This window comes from Paenibacillus lacisoli, assembly GCF_030580655.1.
GTDB classification, from domain to species: Bacteria; Bacillota; Bacilli; order Paenibacillales; family Paenibacillaceae; genus Paenibacillus; species Paenibacillus lacisoli.
The window spans coordinates 213870-228471 of sequence record NZ_JAUQTB010000006.1 but is presented as its reverse complement, the minus strand read 5'-3'; the positions used below and the strand labels follow the sequence as shown (position 1 = coordinate 228471).

At 55.3% G+C, this 14602-nt stretch carries 11 protein-coding genes; 1 reads left to right on the top strand and 10 read right to left on the bottom strand.

Annotated features, from left to right (window positions below; genetic code table 11):
* Positions 1 to 30 precede the first annotated feature (30 nt).
* From Q5741_RS13020 to Q5741_RS13010, 3 genes are all read right to left on the bottom strand, one after another.
* Positions 31 to 612, bottom strand: a complete 582-nt coding sequence (locus Q5741_RS13020; protein ID WP_305024516.1) for a TetR/AcrR family transcriptional regulator — start codon at positions 610 to 612, stop codon at positions 31 to 33.
* A 4-nt stretch (positions 613 to 616) separates the two neighbouring features.
* Entirely contained in the window at positions 617 to 1249 is a 633-nt protein-coding gene (locus Q5741_RS13015; RefSeq protein WP_305024515.1) for a YigZ family protein, read from the bottom strand.
* A gap of 192 nt (positions 1250 to 1441) precedes the next feature.
* Positions 1442 to 2797, bottom strand: coding sequence for a glucose-6-phosphate isomerase (locus Q5741_RS13010; RefSeq protein WP_305024514.1), 1356 nt, complete (start codon positions 2795 to 2797; stop codon positions 1442 to 1444).
* A 154-nt stretch (positions 2798 to 2951) separates the two neighbouring features.
* Between Q5741_RS13010 and Q5741_RS13005 the strand changes: the two genes are divergently transcribed.
* A complete protein-coding gene (locus tag Q5741_RS13005; protein WP_305024513.1) occupies positions 2952 to 3101 on the top strand; it encodes a hypothetical protein in 150 nt (49 codons plus the stop codon).
* 10 nt (positions 3102 to 3111) lie between these two features.
* On the opposite strand, the gene tkt is transcribed toward Q5741_RS13005, so the two are convergent.
* The 7 genes from tkt to Q5741_RS12970 all read right to left on the bottom strand — a co-directional run bounded on the left by tkt (position 3112) and on the right by Q5741_RS12970 (position 14583).
* On the bottom strand, positions 3112 to 5160 hold the full coding sequence (tkt, locus tag Q5741_RS13000; RefSeq protein ID WP_305024512.1) for a transketolase: 2049 nt from the start codon (positions 5158 to 5160) through the stop codon (positions 3112 to 3114).
* Between the two features lie 300 nt (positions 5161 to 5460).
* Positions 5461 to 5946 (bottom strand): hypothetical protein, encoded by a 486-nt coding sequence (locus Q5741_RS12995; RefSeq protein WP_305024511.1) that lies wholly within the window; start codon positions 5944 to 5946, stop codon positions 5461 to 5463.
* Positions 5947 to 6058: 112 nt separating this feature from the next.
* The gene (locus Q5741_RS12990; RefSeq protein ID WP_305024510.1) at positions 6059 to 8905 is read right to left on the bottom strand and encodes a VWA domain-containing protein; all 2847 of its coding nucleotides are present in this window, start codon (positions 8903 to 8905) and stop codon (positions 6059 to 6061) included.
* Positions 8889 to 10895: a vWA domain-containing protein gene (locus Q5741_RS12985; protein ID WP_305024509.1), complete on the bottom strand. Its 2007-nt coding sequence runs from the start codon at positions 10893 to 10895 to the stop codon at positions 8889 to 8891. The genes Q5741_RS12990 and Q5741_RS12985 overlap by 17 nt, the downstream gene beginning before the upstream one ends.
* Positions 10896 to 10909: 14 nt before the next feature.
* Complete coding sequence (locus tag Q5741_RS12980) at positions 10910 to 11833, bottom strand: DUF58 domain-containing protein (protein ID WP_305024508.1); 924 nt, start codon at positions 11831 to 11833, stop codon at positions 10910 to 10912.
* Entirely contained in the window at positions 11830 to 12819 is a 990-nt protein-coding gene (locus Q5741_RS12975; protein WP_305024507.1) for an AAA family ATPase, read from the bottom strand. The genes Q5741_RS12980 and Q5741_RS12975 overlap by 4 nt, the downstream gene beginning before the upstream one ends.
* A gap of 57 nt (positions 12820 to 12876) precedes the next feature.
* Positions 12877 to 14583, bottom strand: coding sequence for a coiled-coil domain-containing protein (locus Q5741_RS12970; protein WP_305024506.1), 1707 nt, complete (start codon positions 14581 to 14583; stop codon positions 12877 to 12879).
* Positions 14584 to 14602 lie beyond the last annotated feature (19 nt).

Below are 14602 nucleotides of genomic sequence, written 5' to 3'. Positions count from 1 at the left end.
AAAAAGGCCAACCGGCATTGTGCTCCATAACTATAAATTTCTGCACAGCATTTGAACATGTTTGATAGCTGCGGGTTTGATTTCATCGAAGGTAATCCGGTCCTGTATGTAATAAGAGATGAAGCCGTGCATGGCGAGGAATAAGCTATGTGGTAAAAACGGGCGATCCTCTTCAGGACATCTGCTGTCCTTCAGGTAGTGGGCGACCATGGAGGCAAGCATCTCAAAACACCTGCTCTGTTCAGCCCGGCAGTAGGCGAGGAGCTCCTCATCGCGGATCATGAACATAATCTCATATTGAAAAGGATTATCCAGGCCAAAACGCACGAATTCAATCAACAGCATCTCCAAAGAAGTCAAACCATCCTGCGGAGGCTGATTCATTGCCTGCTTCATCAGCAGTCCTAAATGGCTGAAATCATCCATCACAATGGCGTAAAATAATTCTGCCTTCTCTTTAAAATGATAATACAACGACCCGTGACTATAGCCCAGATGCTGGCCAATGCTGCGCATGGATATGGCGCGGTACCCTTTTGTAATAAAAAGATGCCTCGCCGCTTCCAGTATCCTTTCTCTCGACAACTCCTGTTCTACTGCTCTTCTGGCCATAATGTTATTCCCCTTCAGTAAAGTAAAGCTGACTTCCCTCCGTAATCAGAGATTGACCTTGGGTCAGGTCGCGCATCCAAGCCTGAAAAGCCTCGGCTTCCTCAGCTTCCGGAAGACACAGCAGTGTCACCTTATCGGTAAAAGACGTTTCTCCCTGGCGAATATTGCGGCTGCGCAGCTCGTTCTCCACTTTACCGAGCCAAGTATAATCCAGTTCCACGAACACTTCCTGATGCAGCACACGGGTAATGGCTTCCCCGGCTTCAATCGCCGCGACGGCTCCATCGGTATATGCACGAATCAGACCGCCAGCTCCCAGCATAATACCACCAAAATAACGGGTTACGACAATCGCCACATTCTTCAGGCCCTGATTGCGAATCACTTCCAGAATCGGTTTTCCTGCGGTGCCGCTCGGCTCGCCATCATCTGACTGCTTCTGAAATTCATCACGCTCGCCGATCATGTAGGCGGAACAGTTGTGGGTCGCATTCCAATGCTGCTTCTTGATGTCTTCGATAAACTGGATTGCTTCTTCTTCACTCTCAACCGGCTGAATATGGCCGATAAAGCGTGATTTACGAATCACAATCTCTTTATTTCCCGCCTGCCTGACGGTACGGTAACGTTGAATCATAACATACTAACCACCTTACACATTTACAAGCCACCTTGAAGATTTGCAAGAAAGCAGCCCCCGGCGCTAAGCCGGAGAACTGCTCTCCTGTTTGGGTGCTTCATTTTATTTCAATAACCAGACAACAAGTCAACGTCCATAAGACAGTTAACCTTTAAAATGGTTACTACACTCTATGCCGGGACGCCGGAATTATTCCGACAGTCTTGCTTCGAGTTTGGCTTTTTCTTCTTCGTAACCTGGTTTGCCAAGCAGGGCAAACATGTTTTTCTTGTATGCTTCTACGCCCGGCTGGTCAAATGGATTGACGCCCAGCAGATAGCCGCTGATGCCGCAGGCCTTTTCAAAGAAGTATACCAGATAACCGAAGGAATATGGAGTTAAATCTGGAACATTGACGATCAGGTTAGGCACTTGACCGTCTGTATGCGCAAGCAGAGTACCTTGGAACGCTTTTTTGTTCACGAAGTCCATGGTTTTGCCCGTCAGGAAGTTCAGACCGTCCAGATCGTCCGGATCAGATTCGATAGAGATGTGGCTAGGCACTTGATCAACCTGGATCACTGTCTCGAAAATGTTACGGCTGCCTTCCTGGATGAATTGACCCATGGAGTGCAGGTCTGTCGAGAAGTCAACAGATGCCGGGTAGATCCCTTTGTAGTCCTTACCTTCACTTTCACCGAAGAGCTGTTTCCACCATTCGGATACGAAGTGCAGGGAAGGCTCATAGTTGACAAGGATTTCCGTTCCTTTGCCTTTGCGGTACAGCGCATTACGAACAGCAGCATATTGATAAGCCTGGTTCTCGGCAACGTTAGGGTTGCTGAATTCCTTGGATGCAGCAGCAGCGCCTTCCATCATTTCTGTAATGTTGATGCCAGCTGTTGCGATTGGCAGCAAACCTACAGCTGTCAGAACGGAATAACGGCCGCCTACATCATCAGGAATCACGAAGGACTCATAACCTTCTTCGTTAGCGAGCTTTTTCAGGGCACCGCGCTCTTTGTCTGTTGTCGCATAGATGCGTTTGCGTGCTTCTTCTTTACCATATTTTTTCTCCAGTGCCGCACGGAAGATACGGAAAGCAATCGCTGGTTCTGTTGTTGTACCGGATTTGGAAATGACGTTTACGGAGAAATCTTTGCCTTCGATCAGTTCCAGCAGGTGGTTCACATAAGTGGAGCTGATGTTGTTGCCAGCGAAGTAGATTTCAGGTGTTTTGCGTTTGTCTTTAGGAAGCATGTTGTAGAAGGAATGGGACAGCATTTCAATCGCTGCACGTGCACCCAGGTAAGAACCGCCGATACCGATAACGATCAGTACTTCGGAGTCACTTTGGATTTTAGCTGCAGCCTTTTGGATACGGGAAAATTCTTCTTTATCGTAAGCAGTCGGAAGATCAATCCAACCCAGGAAATCAGAACCTACACCTGTTCCGTTATGTAGCTGCTCGTGAGCAAGACGGATTGGTTCTGCGAAATAATCAACTTCATGTTGACCTACAAAGCTCAGCGCTTTGCTGTAGTCAAAAGTCACTTTTTTAGACATGGAATAGAACCTCCTAATTGGTATATTGCCTTGTCTTCTTGGAACGACTTAGCAATAGAATACTTAATTTTCGGGGGCCTGACAAGCTTTGTGGAAGCGGCAGTGAGACAGCCAGAGCTGCTCTCTCCCGTTCCCCAGACCCCCATTTATAGGGATGTATGGTCAAAAAAAGACCGTAAAGTCTGAAAACAGCCGTGATCCTCGCGGACGCAACGGCTGTCTACAGTATGCAGCAGAAGCGGCCCTTGCCGAAGCGCAGGCCTCTTCCGCTTCACCCCGGCTGAGCGCCGGAAGTGATGGTTAACAAAGACCGATTACAGCAAAGCTTTTACGCGGCTAATCACGTTCTCTACTGTAAAGCCGTATTCTGCAATAACGCGGTCGCCAGGAGCGGAAGCACCAAATGTATCGATGCCGAGGATATCGCCTTGGTCGCCAACGTATTTCTGCCAGCCCATTGGATGAGCCATTTCGATGGAAAGACGAGCTTTCACGTCAGGCAGCAGGACAGAATCTTTGTAAGCTTGGTCTTGTTGATCGAACAGTTCCCAGCTTGGAAGGCTGATTACGCGAACTTGAATGCCTTCTTGAGCCAAAGCTTCCTGAGCTTTCACAGCCAGTTGAACTTCGGAACCCGTTGCGATCAGTTGTGCAACGGCTTTGCCGTCTTTTGCATCGGAGATTACATAACCACCGCGTTTGATGCCTTCACGCGCATTCACATCCGTACCTGGCAGGATCGGCAGGTTTTGACGGGAAAGCACCAGGGCAACCGGATTTTTCTTATTCTCTACCGCATAAGCCCAAGCAGCCGAAGTTTCGTTACCGTCTGCTGGACGGATCACTTTCAGGTTAGGGATGATGCGCAGGGAAGCCAGCTGCTCGATAGGTTCGTGAGTCGGACCGTCTTCACCAACAGCAATACTGTCATGAGTCAGGACGTAAGTCACAGGCAATCCCATCAGAGCGGATAGACGAACCGCTGGGCGCAGGTAGTCGGTGAATACGAAGAATGTACCGCCGAATACTTTCACACCGCTGTGCAGAGCCATACCGTTCATAGCTGCCGCCATACCGAACTCACGGATACCGAAGTAGATGTTGCGGCCGGAGTAATCTTCTGGTGTGAACGCAGCCAGGTTGTTCAGGTGCGTCATTGTGGAGCTCTCCAGGTCAGCGGAACCGCCTGTCAGGTTAGGCACGTTAGGAGCCAGACCGTTCAGTGCGTTACCGGAAGCCACGCGAGTGGATACCGCTTTGTCTTCCGTGGAGTATTTAGGCAGATCGCGGTCCCAACCTTCAGGAAGATCGCCGCTGATTGCTGTTTCGAACTGAGCAGCCAGTTCAGGGAATGCTTTTTTGTATGCTGCGAATTTCTCTTCCCATGCTTTGTTAGCAGCAATGCCTTTGTCTTTGACATTAGCAAAGTGGCTGCGAACTTCGTCTGGTACGTAGAAATCTTCTTCATATACCCATTTGTAGAAGTCTTTTGTCAGTTTGGCTTCCTCTGTACCCAATGGGGAACCGTGAGTACCGCCATGGCCGCCTTTACCTTGTTTGTTCGGGCTGCCGTAACCGATCACTGTTTTAACTTCGATGATGGTAGGACGGTTTGTTTCTTTTTGTCCTTCTTCAATCGCTTTTGCGATTGCAGGAAGATCGTTACCGTCTTCTACACGCAGTACTTGCCAGCCGTAAGCGTCAAAACGCTTGGCAATGCTCTCGGAGGAGGACAGGTTCAAAGCGCCGTCCAGTGTGATGTCATTGGAGTCGAACATCAAGATCAGTTTGCCCAGCTGCAGACGTCCAGCCAGGGAAGCTGCTTCATGGGAGATCCCTTCCATCAAGTCGCCGTCGCCGCAGATCGCGTATGTAAAGTGATCTACGATGTCATGACCTTCCTTGTTGTAAGTCGCGCCCATTTGAGCTTCAGCCATAGCCATACCTACTGCCATTGCCAGACCTTGGCCCAGAGGACCTGTTGTCGCGTCAACACCTGCAGTGTGACCGAACTCAGGGTGACCTGGAGTCAAGCTGCCCCATTGACGGAAGTTCTTGATCTCTTCCATTGGCAGATCGTAGCCGCTCAGGTGCAGCAGGCTGTACAGCAGCATGGAACCATGACCTGCGGACAGCACGAAACGGTCGCGGTTCACCCATGTTGGGTTGGCCGGGTTGTGGTTCATGGTTTTAGCGAACAGTTGGTAGCCCATTGGAGCGGAGCCCATTGGCATACCAGGGTGTCCGGATTTGGATTTCTCAATCGCGTCAATTGCCAACGTACGGATCGTTGTAATGGACAGATTGTCGATCGTGGAATTCTCATCTTTGTGAATCGCTTGCTCTTGATTCTTGTCAGTCATGATTTGTCCTCCTCATGTCTTTTGCCAAATATAGAATGCATCAGAATTCCCTTCCTGTATACGCCAAGTCCGCGCTGCACAGGGAGTGAATCCGCTTGAATCTTTCAATTTGACTTATACGTTCTTTAGTATTGTAACACTTGCTGAAACACTTTTCTAGATCATTATTCAAACCTGTCGAAATTCGCCGACAAAATACTTCCCAAGGAAGTATGTCCCATCCGGCAAAAAGCATGCAGAACCCTCCGCCAGAATTCACTGCCAGCCTTCATTCTCCCGCTCTTAGGGACTGAATAGCTGTCACTCCTTCTCCCGGCTTGTCCGCTTCAGCTCTTTCCAGAATTCGTCAGCCTGTGTTGTACTGTACGTTATCCTGTCCAATATCTCGATGTCCTTGCCATTCTCCAATCTCTCTGACGAGACAAAGTAATATGGTGTCTCCCCCCGGTAACCGGATATATCGGCCCGCGGCAGCCTGCTCTTATCATAAACGGCGATCCGCATCTGCATTCCATTCGTTTGTAAAAATTCGAACAACTGTTGTCCACACATCCTCGGATCTTCATCCTCTTCAATAATTACACCAATGAGCGGGAGCCAAACATTCGTCATTCTCCGGTACAGCTTATGCAGCCCCCAGGACAAGAGAGCCGTGACCCCTCCGGTGACGAGAAGCTCCCAGGCTGTATCCGGACGGGTATAATAAAGGGCTATTCCTGAAGCTCCCACAAGCGATAGGGTGATGGTCATCATGCACCAGCGCAGGATATAGATGAGCAGCGGCATTCCAAAACTCCTTTGAATTTAACGTGTTGATTTCATTTAGACCGGGCGAGGCGCATAAAAGGCGCTCCCGTTTGAGGAGCGCCTTCGTTAAGTCCGGCTGCGACGCCCTCCACTAGCGCTGTCCGCGCTTGCGGGCTGCCAGCAGCCGGTCCATGCCCGCCGCCGCGCCTTCCGGCGGCGAAGGTGGCGGGGCAGCCGGACGGGCTGCCCCGGAAGGCACCGGCGCGCGCGGCGCCGGTGGAGGGCCGCCTGCTGCCGGTGCAGGCGGTGTGCGGTCCGGCGGTGCCTCCGGTGCGCCGCCGTAGAAGCTGGCCGTGCGCTGCTTGCGCGCGGCCAGCCGGTCCAGGCCGGCGCTCTGCGCGGACGCGCCGGCCGGGTTGCGCCGCCGCGGCAGCCAGGCCGCGGCACGGGCCGCGAAGCGGCCCCAAGGGATGGCCAGGCGCCGTAAGGCGATATCGGCCACCCACAGGAGCAGCGCGGCCGCCAGCAGCATCCAGCTCCAGTTATGGAGCTGTCGGGCGGGCTCAGCGGTGCCGGCGAAGAGCTGCTCCGGGTGATCCCAGGAGAGCACCCGGCCGCCGGTCAGCTCGGCAAGCCGGTTCAGTCCGCTCTCGCTGTTGGCCGCGATCCGGTATTCCGGCGAATACGGAACAACAAAACCGCTGACGGCACCGGCCGCCGGTTCCCCGTCAGCCCCGTCGGGGGTCACGGACAGCAGGTAAGTACCCGGTGCGGTCGCACTCACTTGGCCCGTATATTCACCCGGCGCTTCCTGCACAAGGGTCACCTTCTGCTCGCGGCCGTCCTCCCCGGTCACCGTCGCCTGGAGACGCTCCGGCGCAGGGTCGGTGCTTGAAGTCACGCGCAGGGTTACATCCGTACCTGTAACTTCGGTTTCGCTATGATACGGGGAGGCCGAGAATTGCGGAAGCGTCCATTTCACGACCGTTGTCAGCGTCCTGGCGAAATCCGCCCAGGATACCCATTCCCTGGACCACTGCCCGGTCAGGTCACTGGTCCAGGCCACTGTCCGGCCCGAGCCATAATTCCACCGTGCCAGGACAGGGTCTGGTTCCGGACTGATGAGTACAGCCTGGGCTGACGGCTTGACCGTTGTTGCCACATAACCGTGCAGCGGCGGTACTCCCTGGCTGAACAGGCTGCTCCAGTCGCCGGGGTTTCCCGCCGACGGCACGAAAGTCTTGTTCACCATATAGGAACGCATCATCATCGCCGTCTCCCGGGTGAATATAGAAGGAATCGCTGAAGGATCGGAGGCAAAATAATACCGTCCTTTTCCTCCGTCCGCTAACGACTGCAGGAGGGCCGTATCGGCATCACTGCCAATCGCTACAGTTGACAGTGTGATTCGTTCTCCACGCATCCGCTCCGTCAGCTCGTCATAATATGAGCCTCCGGCAGACTGGCCGTCTGTCATCAGAATGATGTGGCGCCGTTCAGCCTTAACGTTCAGCATCTCGTTCAGTCCCGTCTGCAGTGCTGGAAAGATATCCGTGCCGCCTGCAGCCGGAATCGACTGGATTTGGGAAAGAATAGAGTCCCGGCCTTTTCCGATCTTCTGCGGCTCAACCACCCACCAGGGGGAGTCATCAAAAGCGACAACCCCAACCGTGTCCTGCGGGCGCATCAGCTCTACCGTGCGCATCGCCGCTTCCTTGGCAAGCTCCAGCTTCTCACCGGACATGCTGCCTGAACGGTCAATAACCAGAATCAGCCCGGAGCTTGGAATTTGACGTTTACCTTCGAGCTCCATTCTGACCGGCAGCGCCTTTTCGATCGGAGTGTCAAAATAACCGCCCAGCGCAAAGCTATCTTCACCGCCAGCCATCATAAAACCGACACCGTAGCTGCGAACTGCCTGTTCGATAAGAGTCATTTTTTTCTCGCCGACCTGATCTCCTGAAACGTTATTGAAAATAATGCTGTCGTACGACAGCAAATCGGCCAGCTCCAGGGAGAGCAGCTGCGGGGAAATAGCCTTCACGCTGGCAAACCCCGAGCCGAGCGCCGATGTGATGTTTCCCGAGCTGCCTGGCTGGCCTTCCACCACAAGAATCCGCGGGGGACCGGATGTCCTGGATATGGCGTAAGCTGTATTATTGGCCGACTGCTCATCACCAGCTGCAAAAATCTCAGCCCGATACCGGTGCAATCCCGGTGACTTGGCCAGCCCTTCAATACGGTATCGGCCTACACCCGGTTCGAGCTCGATGGCGCTGCGACCGATTTCTCTGCTGTCTTCGTAGACCCGCAGCTCCCCTGTCGTTTTCACCGAGCTGGCGATCTCGGCCTCCAGGGCAAACCTCTCACCCTGATAGAGCTTATCCGGAAGCTTGATCTCATTGATGGCCACATCCTTGCGCTGCTTTGGCTTGGACTCCAGCACATCGACCGCAATTCCCTTCTCCTTCAGCAGTCTGCCCGCAGCCATCATACTGCCTGCATTCTCCTGACCGTCCGTGATCAGCACCAGCCGCTTCTCGCCCGGACCTCTCAGCAGACTGGAGCCCAGCTGAAGTCCGCGTTCCAGATTGCTGAAATCCGGCTGGAGTGCCGCATCCAGCGGCAGCTCTGCCAGTGGAAGCCCGGAAGGACTTCGCTCGACAGCAGCATCGAGCGCGGTGGATACGACAGCTGTCGTATCCTGCTTGCCTTTGGATTGCGCCGAAGCAGCAATCCACTGACGAAGTCCTCGATCCTCCGGCATGCTTGACGAACGGTCAGCAATGTAAACAATCTCTTTTTGCTGGAAGAGGGTAAAGGTCTGCAGACCAGCCAGCATCAGGATCAGCAGTACCGCAATGATGACCCGCAGGATAACAGCCGCTTTTTTTCGTCCTCCCCGCAGCCTGAAATCCTGTCGAACCATCCATACGGCTGCAGCCGGAACCAGAAGCAAAAGAAGGAGAAACCAGGGATAATCAAATTGAACGCCCACGCTGGTACACCCCCCATTCTGCTGCGATCAGCAGCAGCACCGCCCCGGCGATCATTCTCATCCACGGGAGTGCATCCTGCAAGGTGATCTCCTGCCCAGAGCTGGTCTGAGTCTGGGAAGCACCTGCAGTGCGATGTTCTGTCGGCGGGACAACAGAGTCGCCTGGGGCAAACAGCTTGTCCGGCGACTTCTGAACCTGAAGATCCCCTTCAGCCGGATCAGGCGTAACCGCAAGATACCTGCGGCTGGTCTGACCGTCTGCTCCTTTTTGTTCGAGAGCATACAGCCCCGGAACATCCGGAAGTCTCTGCATGGAGACAAAGCCCTGCTTCCCCTTTTCCAGCGGAATAGCAGCTCTTGACTGTTCTGCTGCCAGTCCGGAGACAGGCACCCAGGAAGCCTGGACAGCATCCAGTGCGACCGGCACATCCATCGCCGTGCCTGCGGTTCCCCGGCCAATACCTGCCCCGGCACTGGATTCCAACCAGGCAAGCGAATTACTGATCAGAATCGGGAACTCCGGCTTGAGCGGCAGATCACTGTCCTCCAGAGAAAAATTAAACTGCAGCCGCGGCTGACCCTGCTCTGTGCCTGCCCAGATGACGCCCTTGCCGCCGGCAGACACAATCGCCTGCGCCCAGGCAGGCTGATCTGCTGTTCCAATCCGGTCGATATAGATGCCATCGAACGACACATACCGGGTGACCGGATGATTTAGCATCTCTATCTTACCGATTCCCGGCTGCTGCCCTGCTGCGGATGATGCGCCAATCTCCCAAAGGGGGTGCTGCTGACTCAACTTGAGCCAGGCTCCCGATGACAGGAATGGTGGACGGCTGCCCTCCACGACAACCAGATCCGGCGTTACCGCCGGCAAAGGCGGTGTCTGGCCATCTCCCGATTTCCACTGCAGCCGGACCACCTCCGCCCCTGCAAGCCGCAGTCCTTTGTCTAGAAACCAATTCCCCTCTCCTTCCGCGATAAACAGCACGCGTTTATTGCTGCCAGGGGATAGGAACGCATAAGCCTCATTATCCGCATGGTAATCATCTTTCGTGTCAAGCTGAAGCCGGTATACTTTGGCCGGCTCCAGACGGTTGAATGTATAGGAAGCCCTCTGTTTCGGTTCCCATTGTACCTGCCGGGAGAGCAGCAGCTTGCCGTCCCCATACAGATTCAGCGCACCTTCCACCCTCTCATTCGAGCTGTTCAAAATTGTTGTTACCCCGGTTACATGACTGCCGGAGGAAGCCGAAGATACCTTGTCCTCCTGGGCAGCCTTAACACCGAACTGCTGGATTGCTGCATTCACAGCCTGGCCAGCTTCGATTGGCTGGACCCGAACCGGAACATCGAACAGAATATCCTGACTGGCTTCCTTCCAATCCCCGTCGGTGAATACAACCACTTCCGTATCGGTCTCCCCCCGTGTCAGTGAAGCCGCAAGAGAGATCGTCTCCCGGTAGGCCGTTTTCCCGTAAAAAGGCTGGAGCTGATCGATCTCTTCCGTCAATCGGCTGTCGTCCATCTCACCGGCAAGCAGAACTTCAGGCTCGCTGCCGGTAGCCAGCAGCGTCACTTCACTGCCGGCAGCTTCGTTATGAATGAATGTTCTGATTGCCTGCTTCATCTCGGACATCCGGCTGGAGTATTCCTCCCCATCACCTTCGGGAGCCTCTTTGGTCGTGCTCATGCTGCCCGATACATCCGCAATCAGCAGCACATGCTTCGGAGCCTTACTGCCCCCCGGCAGGACAGGCTGCATCAACGCAACAACGAGCAGGGCTGCCGCCAAGAGCTGCAGCCACAGCAGCAGCCGGTTCTGCAGCTTCTGCCATGGACGGTTTGCCTCCACATTACGCAGGACCCTTCTCCATAACAAATGGCTGGTTACCGGTATATCCATATAAGTGCGCTTGAACAAATACATTAAAATAATGGCGGGGAGTGTCAGCCCGAACCACAGGCTTGCCCACGATCCAATCTGCATCAATCTTCCCCTCCCTACAAGCCTGCTGAGCCAGAAACCGCCTGTAATACAGCCTGTTCCAGCGGCAGGTCACTCTGGATAAAAACATAACGCATGCCGCGTGCCGCATACATAGAAGCGAGTGTCATCTGGTAGGTTCTCAGCTCATGCTGATAAGCTTGAATGATCTTCCCTGTCATGGCTACTTCCTTGCCGGTTCCTGCCTCCACATCAACCAGCCGCAAATCCCCGCTGTAATCCGGAGAGACCTCTCCAGGGGATAACACATGAACAAAGACTATCTCCTGCCCGGCTGCCATCAGGCGTTGGAGCACGCGTTCCATCTCTGCTTCGCCCTCTTCCATCCAGCCGTCAGAGATCAGCCAGGACATGCCGCGTCTCCGGGGAAGCAAGCCCGGGGTCATAAGAGAAGCCTCCAGCCCGCTTCCGCCGCCGGCTGCCATATCATTTAACACCTGAAACAGCCGGCGGGCAGCCCCCTTGCCGCGCAGGGCAGGGAGCCGGATAGCACCGCCTTCCTTACAACCGTACAGATCGACCCGTTCATAAGCTGCAAGTGCAATATAACCGATACATCCTGCCAGCTGCCGGGCAAACCTCCACTTGTTCAACAGTTCGTAGTGAGGTGAAGCTTCCTCTGACGTTCCGGCAGACATCGAGGCAGAGCAATCCAGATAAATGCTGACCTGCAGCTCCTGTTCATCGTAATATTCACGAACAAAGGGCTTGCCTGTCCTGGAATACACCCGCCAGTCAAACCGGCGAAGATCGTCACCCGGCGTATACGGCCGGTAGTCGGCAAACTCCAGCGATGTTCCCAGTGCACCTGAACGGCGCTTGCCCTGCATGCTTCCGGCTGGACGTGTACGGGCCGTAAGACTCATCCGTTCCAGACGCGGGAGCAGGCTCACAGGGAGGAGCAGCTGCGAAGCGTTCATCGCTGGGCCTCAACGGCCTGCAGGACATCCTCGATCAGCTGATCCGCAGTAACCCCCATCGCCTGGCCCTCGAAATTCAGAAACAGACGATGCCTCAGCGCGGGAAGGGCAACAGCACGAATATCGCCTGTAGAGAGATGCATCCGGCCTTTACTCACCGCGCGGACTTTGCCTGTCGATATAATCGACTGAATTCCACGCGGACCCGAACCGTACCTCACATACTTGCGGACCGATTCCGGGGCCTCCGGCTGATCAGGATGGGTCATCATCAGCAGCCTGACTGCATACTCGAGCATATCCTCACTGACGAGCACTTCCTTGACCCCGCGCCGGATGTCCAGCAGCTGTTCTGCTGAAGCCCGCTTGCTTACGCTCGAAGCAGCAGCCCCCGTAGTGCGCCTTACGATTTCTTTTAATTCATCCTTGCTTGGATAGCCTACTTCGATTTTGAGCAGGAACCGGTCAAGCTGCGCTTCCGGCAGCGGATAGGTCCCTTCGTTCTCAATAGGATTCTGGGTAGCCAGAACGAAGAAGGGCTGGGGCAGCTGATGGGTTGTGTTCCCGATCGTTACAGTCTGCTCCTGCATCGCTTCCAGGAGAGCACTCTGTGTTTTGGGCGTCGCCCGGTTGATTTCATCCGCCAGAACGATACTGCTGAACAGCGGTCCAGGCTGAAACGAGATACTCGTTTCACCCCGGCTGCCAAAAGCCATAACGTTGGTTCCTGTAATATCGCTGGGCATCAGATCCGGTGTAAACTGGACGCGCGAGAACGACAGATCCAGCGTCTCGGCCACCGTACGGACCAGCATTGTTTTACCAAGTCCCGGAATCCCTTCGAGCAGGGCATGCCCCCCTGCAAAAATACACCACAGCATTTGCTCTACTGCATCCTTCTGACCGACAATAACCCGGCCGATCTCGGATTCTACCGCCTCCATGCATTCACGCCATTGATCTGGCTGCACGCTGATTTCTGCCATGCCGAGGGCTCCTTCCCGTATCCATATGAAGTGAAATTGTATTTGAATTAGGACCCTTTAAGGATCCGGATTGATTTCCATAAAATAATTCTCAACCAGACCCTGCATCTGGGCAGGCAGATCACTGCGGTTCAGGGAGTCTTTGGCCGCCGCTGCATAAGAGCCGTACACTTCCGTATAGGAGCGGCTCTGGCCGGCTTCCACTGCTGCCTTGCCTCCGCGCTGAACGGAGCCGCCGCTGCGCACAGGGCCGGCATCGTTGGATGCGCTGCCGCTGCCCTTTAAGCCGCGTGGAGTCGTAACCAGCGTACGGCCGCCTGTTCCAAGACCGGCACCTCCGCCGTTCCCGCTGCCTGAACCCTGACCTGATCCACTGCCGCCAGTGCCAGAACCGGCGCCTTGGCCTGAACGGCCGCTTCCACTGCCGGAGCCTTGACCAGGGTTGCTGCCAGATCCGCTTCCGGCCTGCTGTCCTGCGCCCTGACTGCCTTCGGCACCTGCTCCCCCTGCATTGGTTGGATCTCCATCGGATCCGCTGCTGTCAGAATACGAAGCTGGATTACCGTCCGCTCCCGCCGCAGCCATGTCCGCATTCGAGCTGCGGCCCCATGCATCCGGCACGGTCATGCCCGCTGCCGCCATCTGGTCGGCCAGCTGCCGGCCCTGCTGCCCAAGCTGTGCACTGGCATTCGCGGCCGCTTCAGCGGCCTGCCTGTCGGCAGCCGCTGCGAGCTTGCCTGCCAGCTCCTCCACAGCCTGTTCACGCTGCGCTGCATCCTTCTGCTTCATGGCTTCAGCAGTCTGATTCAGCGCCTCGGACAAGGCTGTCTGTCCACGCTGCTGCTGCGACTGCGCAGCCAGCTGTTTCAGCTGCTCCTGCAGCTTCGCCTGATCCTGCGGTTTCATCTGAGACAGCTTGCGTTTCAGCGTCTCGCCCGCCTGGCGGATCTGTTTCGCATCTCCTGTCTGAATGGCCTGAGCCAGCTGCTTAAGCTCCGGCTGCGAGAGCATCTGGTCGGCAAGGCGTTTCAGCGCCTGGCGACTGTCCTCCATCTGCTTGGCCAGCTTCTCCAGCTCCTGCTGTGCCTTCTCGATCTGATCCAGCGCCAGTTTCGCATCCTTCGTCTTGGAGAGTACCTTCTCCAGTTCGCGCAGTCTCGCAGCTGCCTGGCGCTTGGTTTCGGAATCAAGGCCTTCTGTTTTCCGGACGAGCTCCTCCACCTGGGCACTTTGCTCTTGCACCCAGGAACGTTCCTTCTCCCTGGCCGCCAGCTGCTCGTCCATCGGATTCGGAACCGCCATCAGGATCAGCAGCAGGCACAACACGGCCAAACCGGCAGACCACAGCCGGGGATATTTCCGGGCCGGGAGCCTGCTTGCCAGCCGGGTCTGGACATGTCCAGCAGCCTGTTCTGCCTGCAGCCGCTGCCACTGTGCGGCAGGGGAAACCTCGTTCGCATATTCCAGCGCTGTAACGAATAGATCGCTGCGCTCGGTTCCAGGCTCAGCCGCATCCAGCCTGCGTGCGGTCTCCATCAGAGAGAGGCTGCGAAATCCGCCTGCAGCTGTTCCTGCTATCAGCCCCAGGCCTGTAAGTGCGCCAGCCCATAAGCGGACATGAGCAATCGGTATCCAGCGCCCCAGCAGCAGAAGAAGTACGGATACCAGCAGACCGGCCAGCAGACCGGAACTTCCCGCATGGACCATGCGCTGGCCTCTGATTCGATTCCCTGCTTTTTTGAACAACGTCTTCAAGGCTTCCACTTCAGCACCCTCCTTTCCG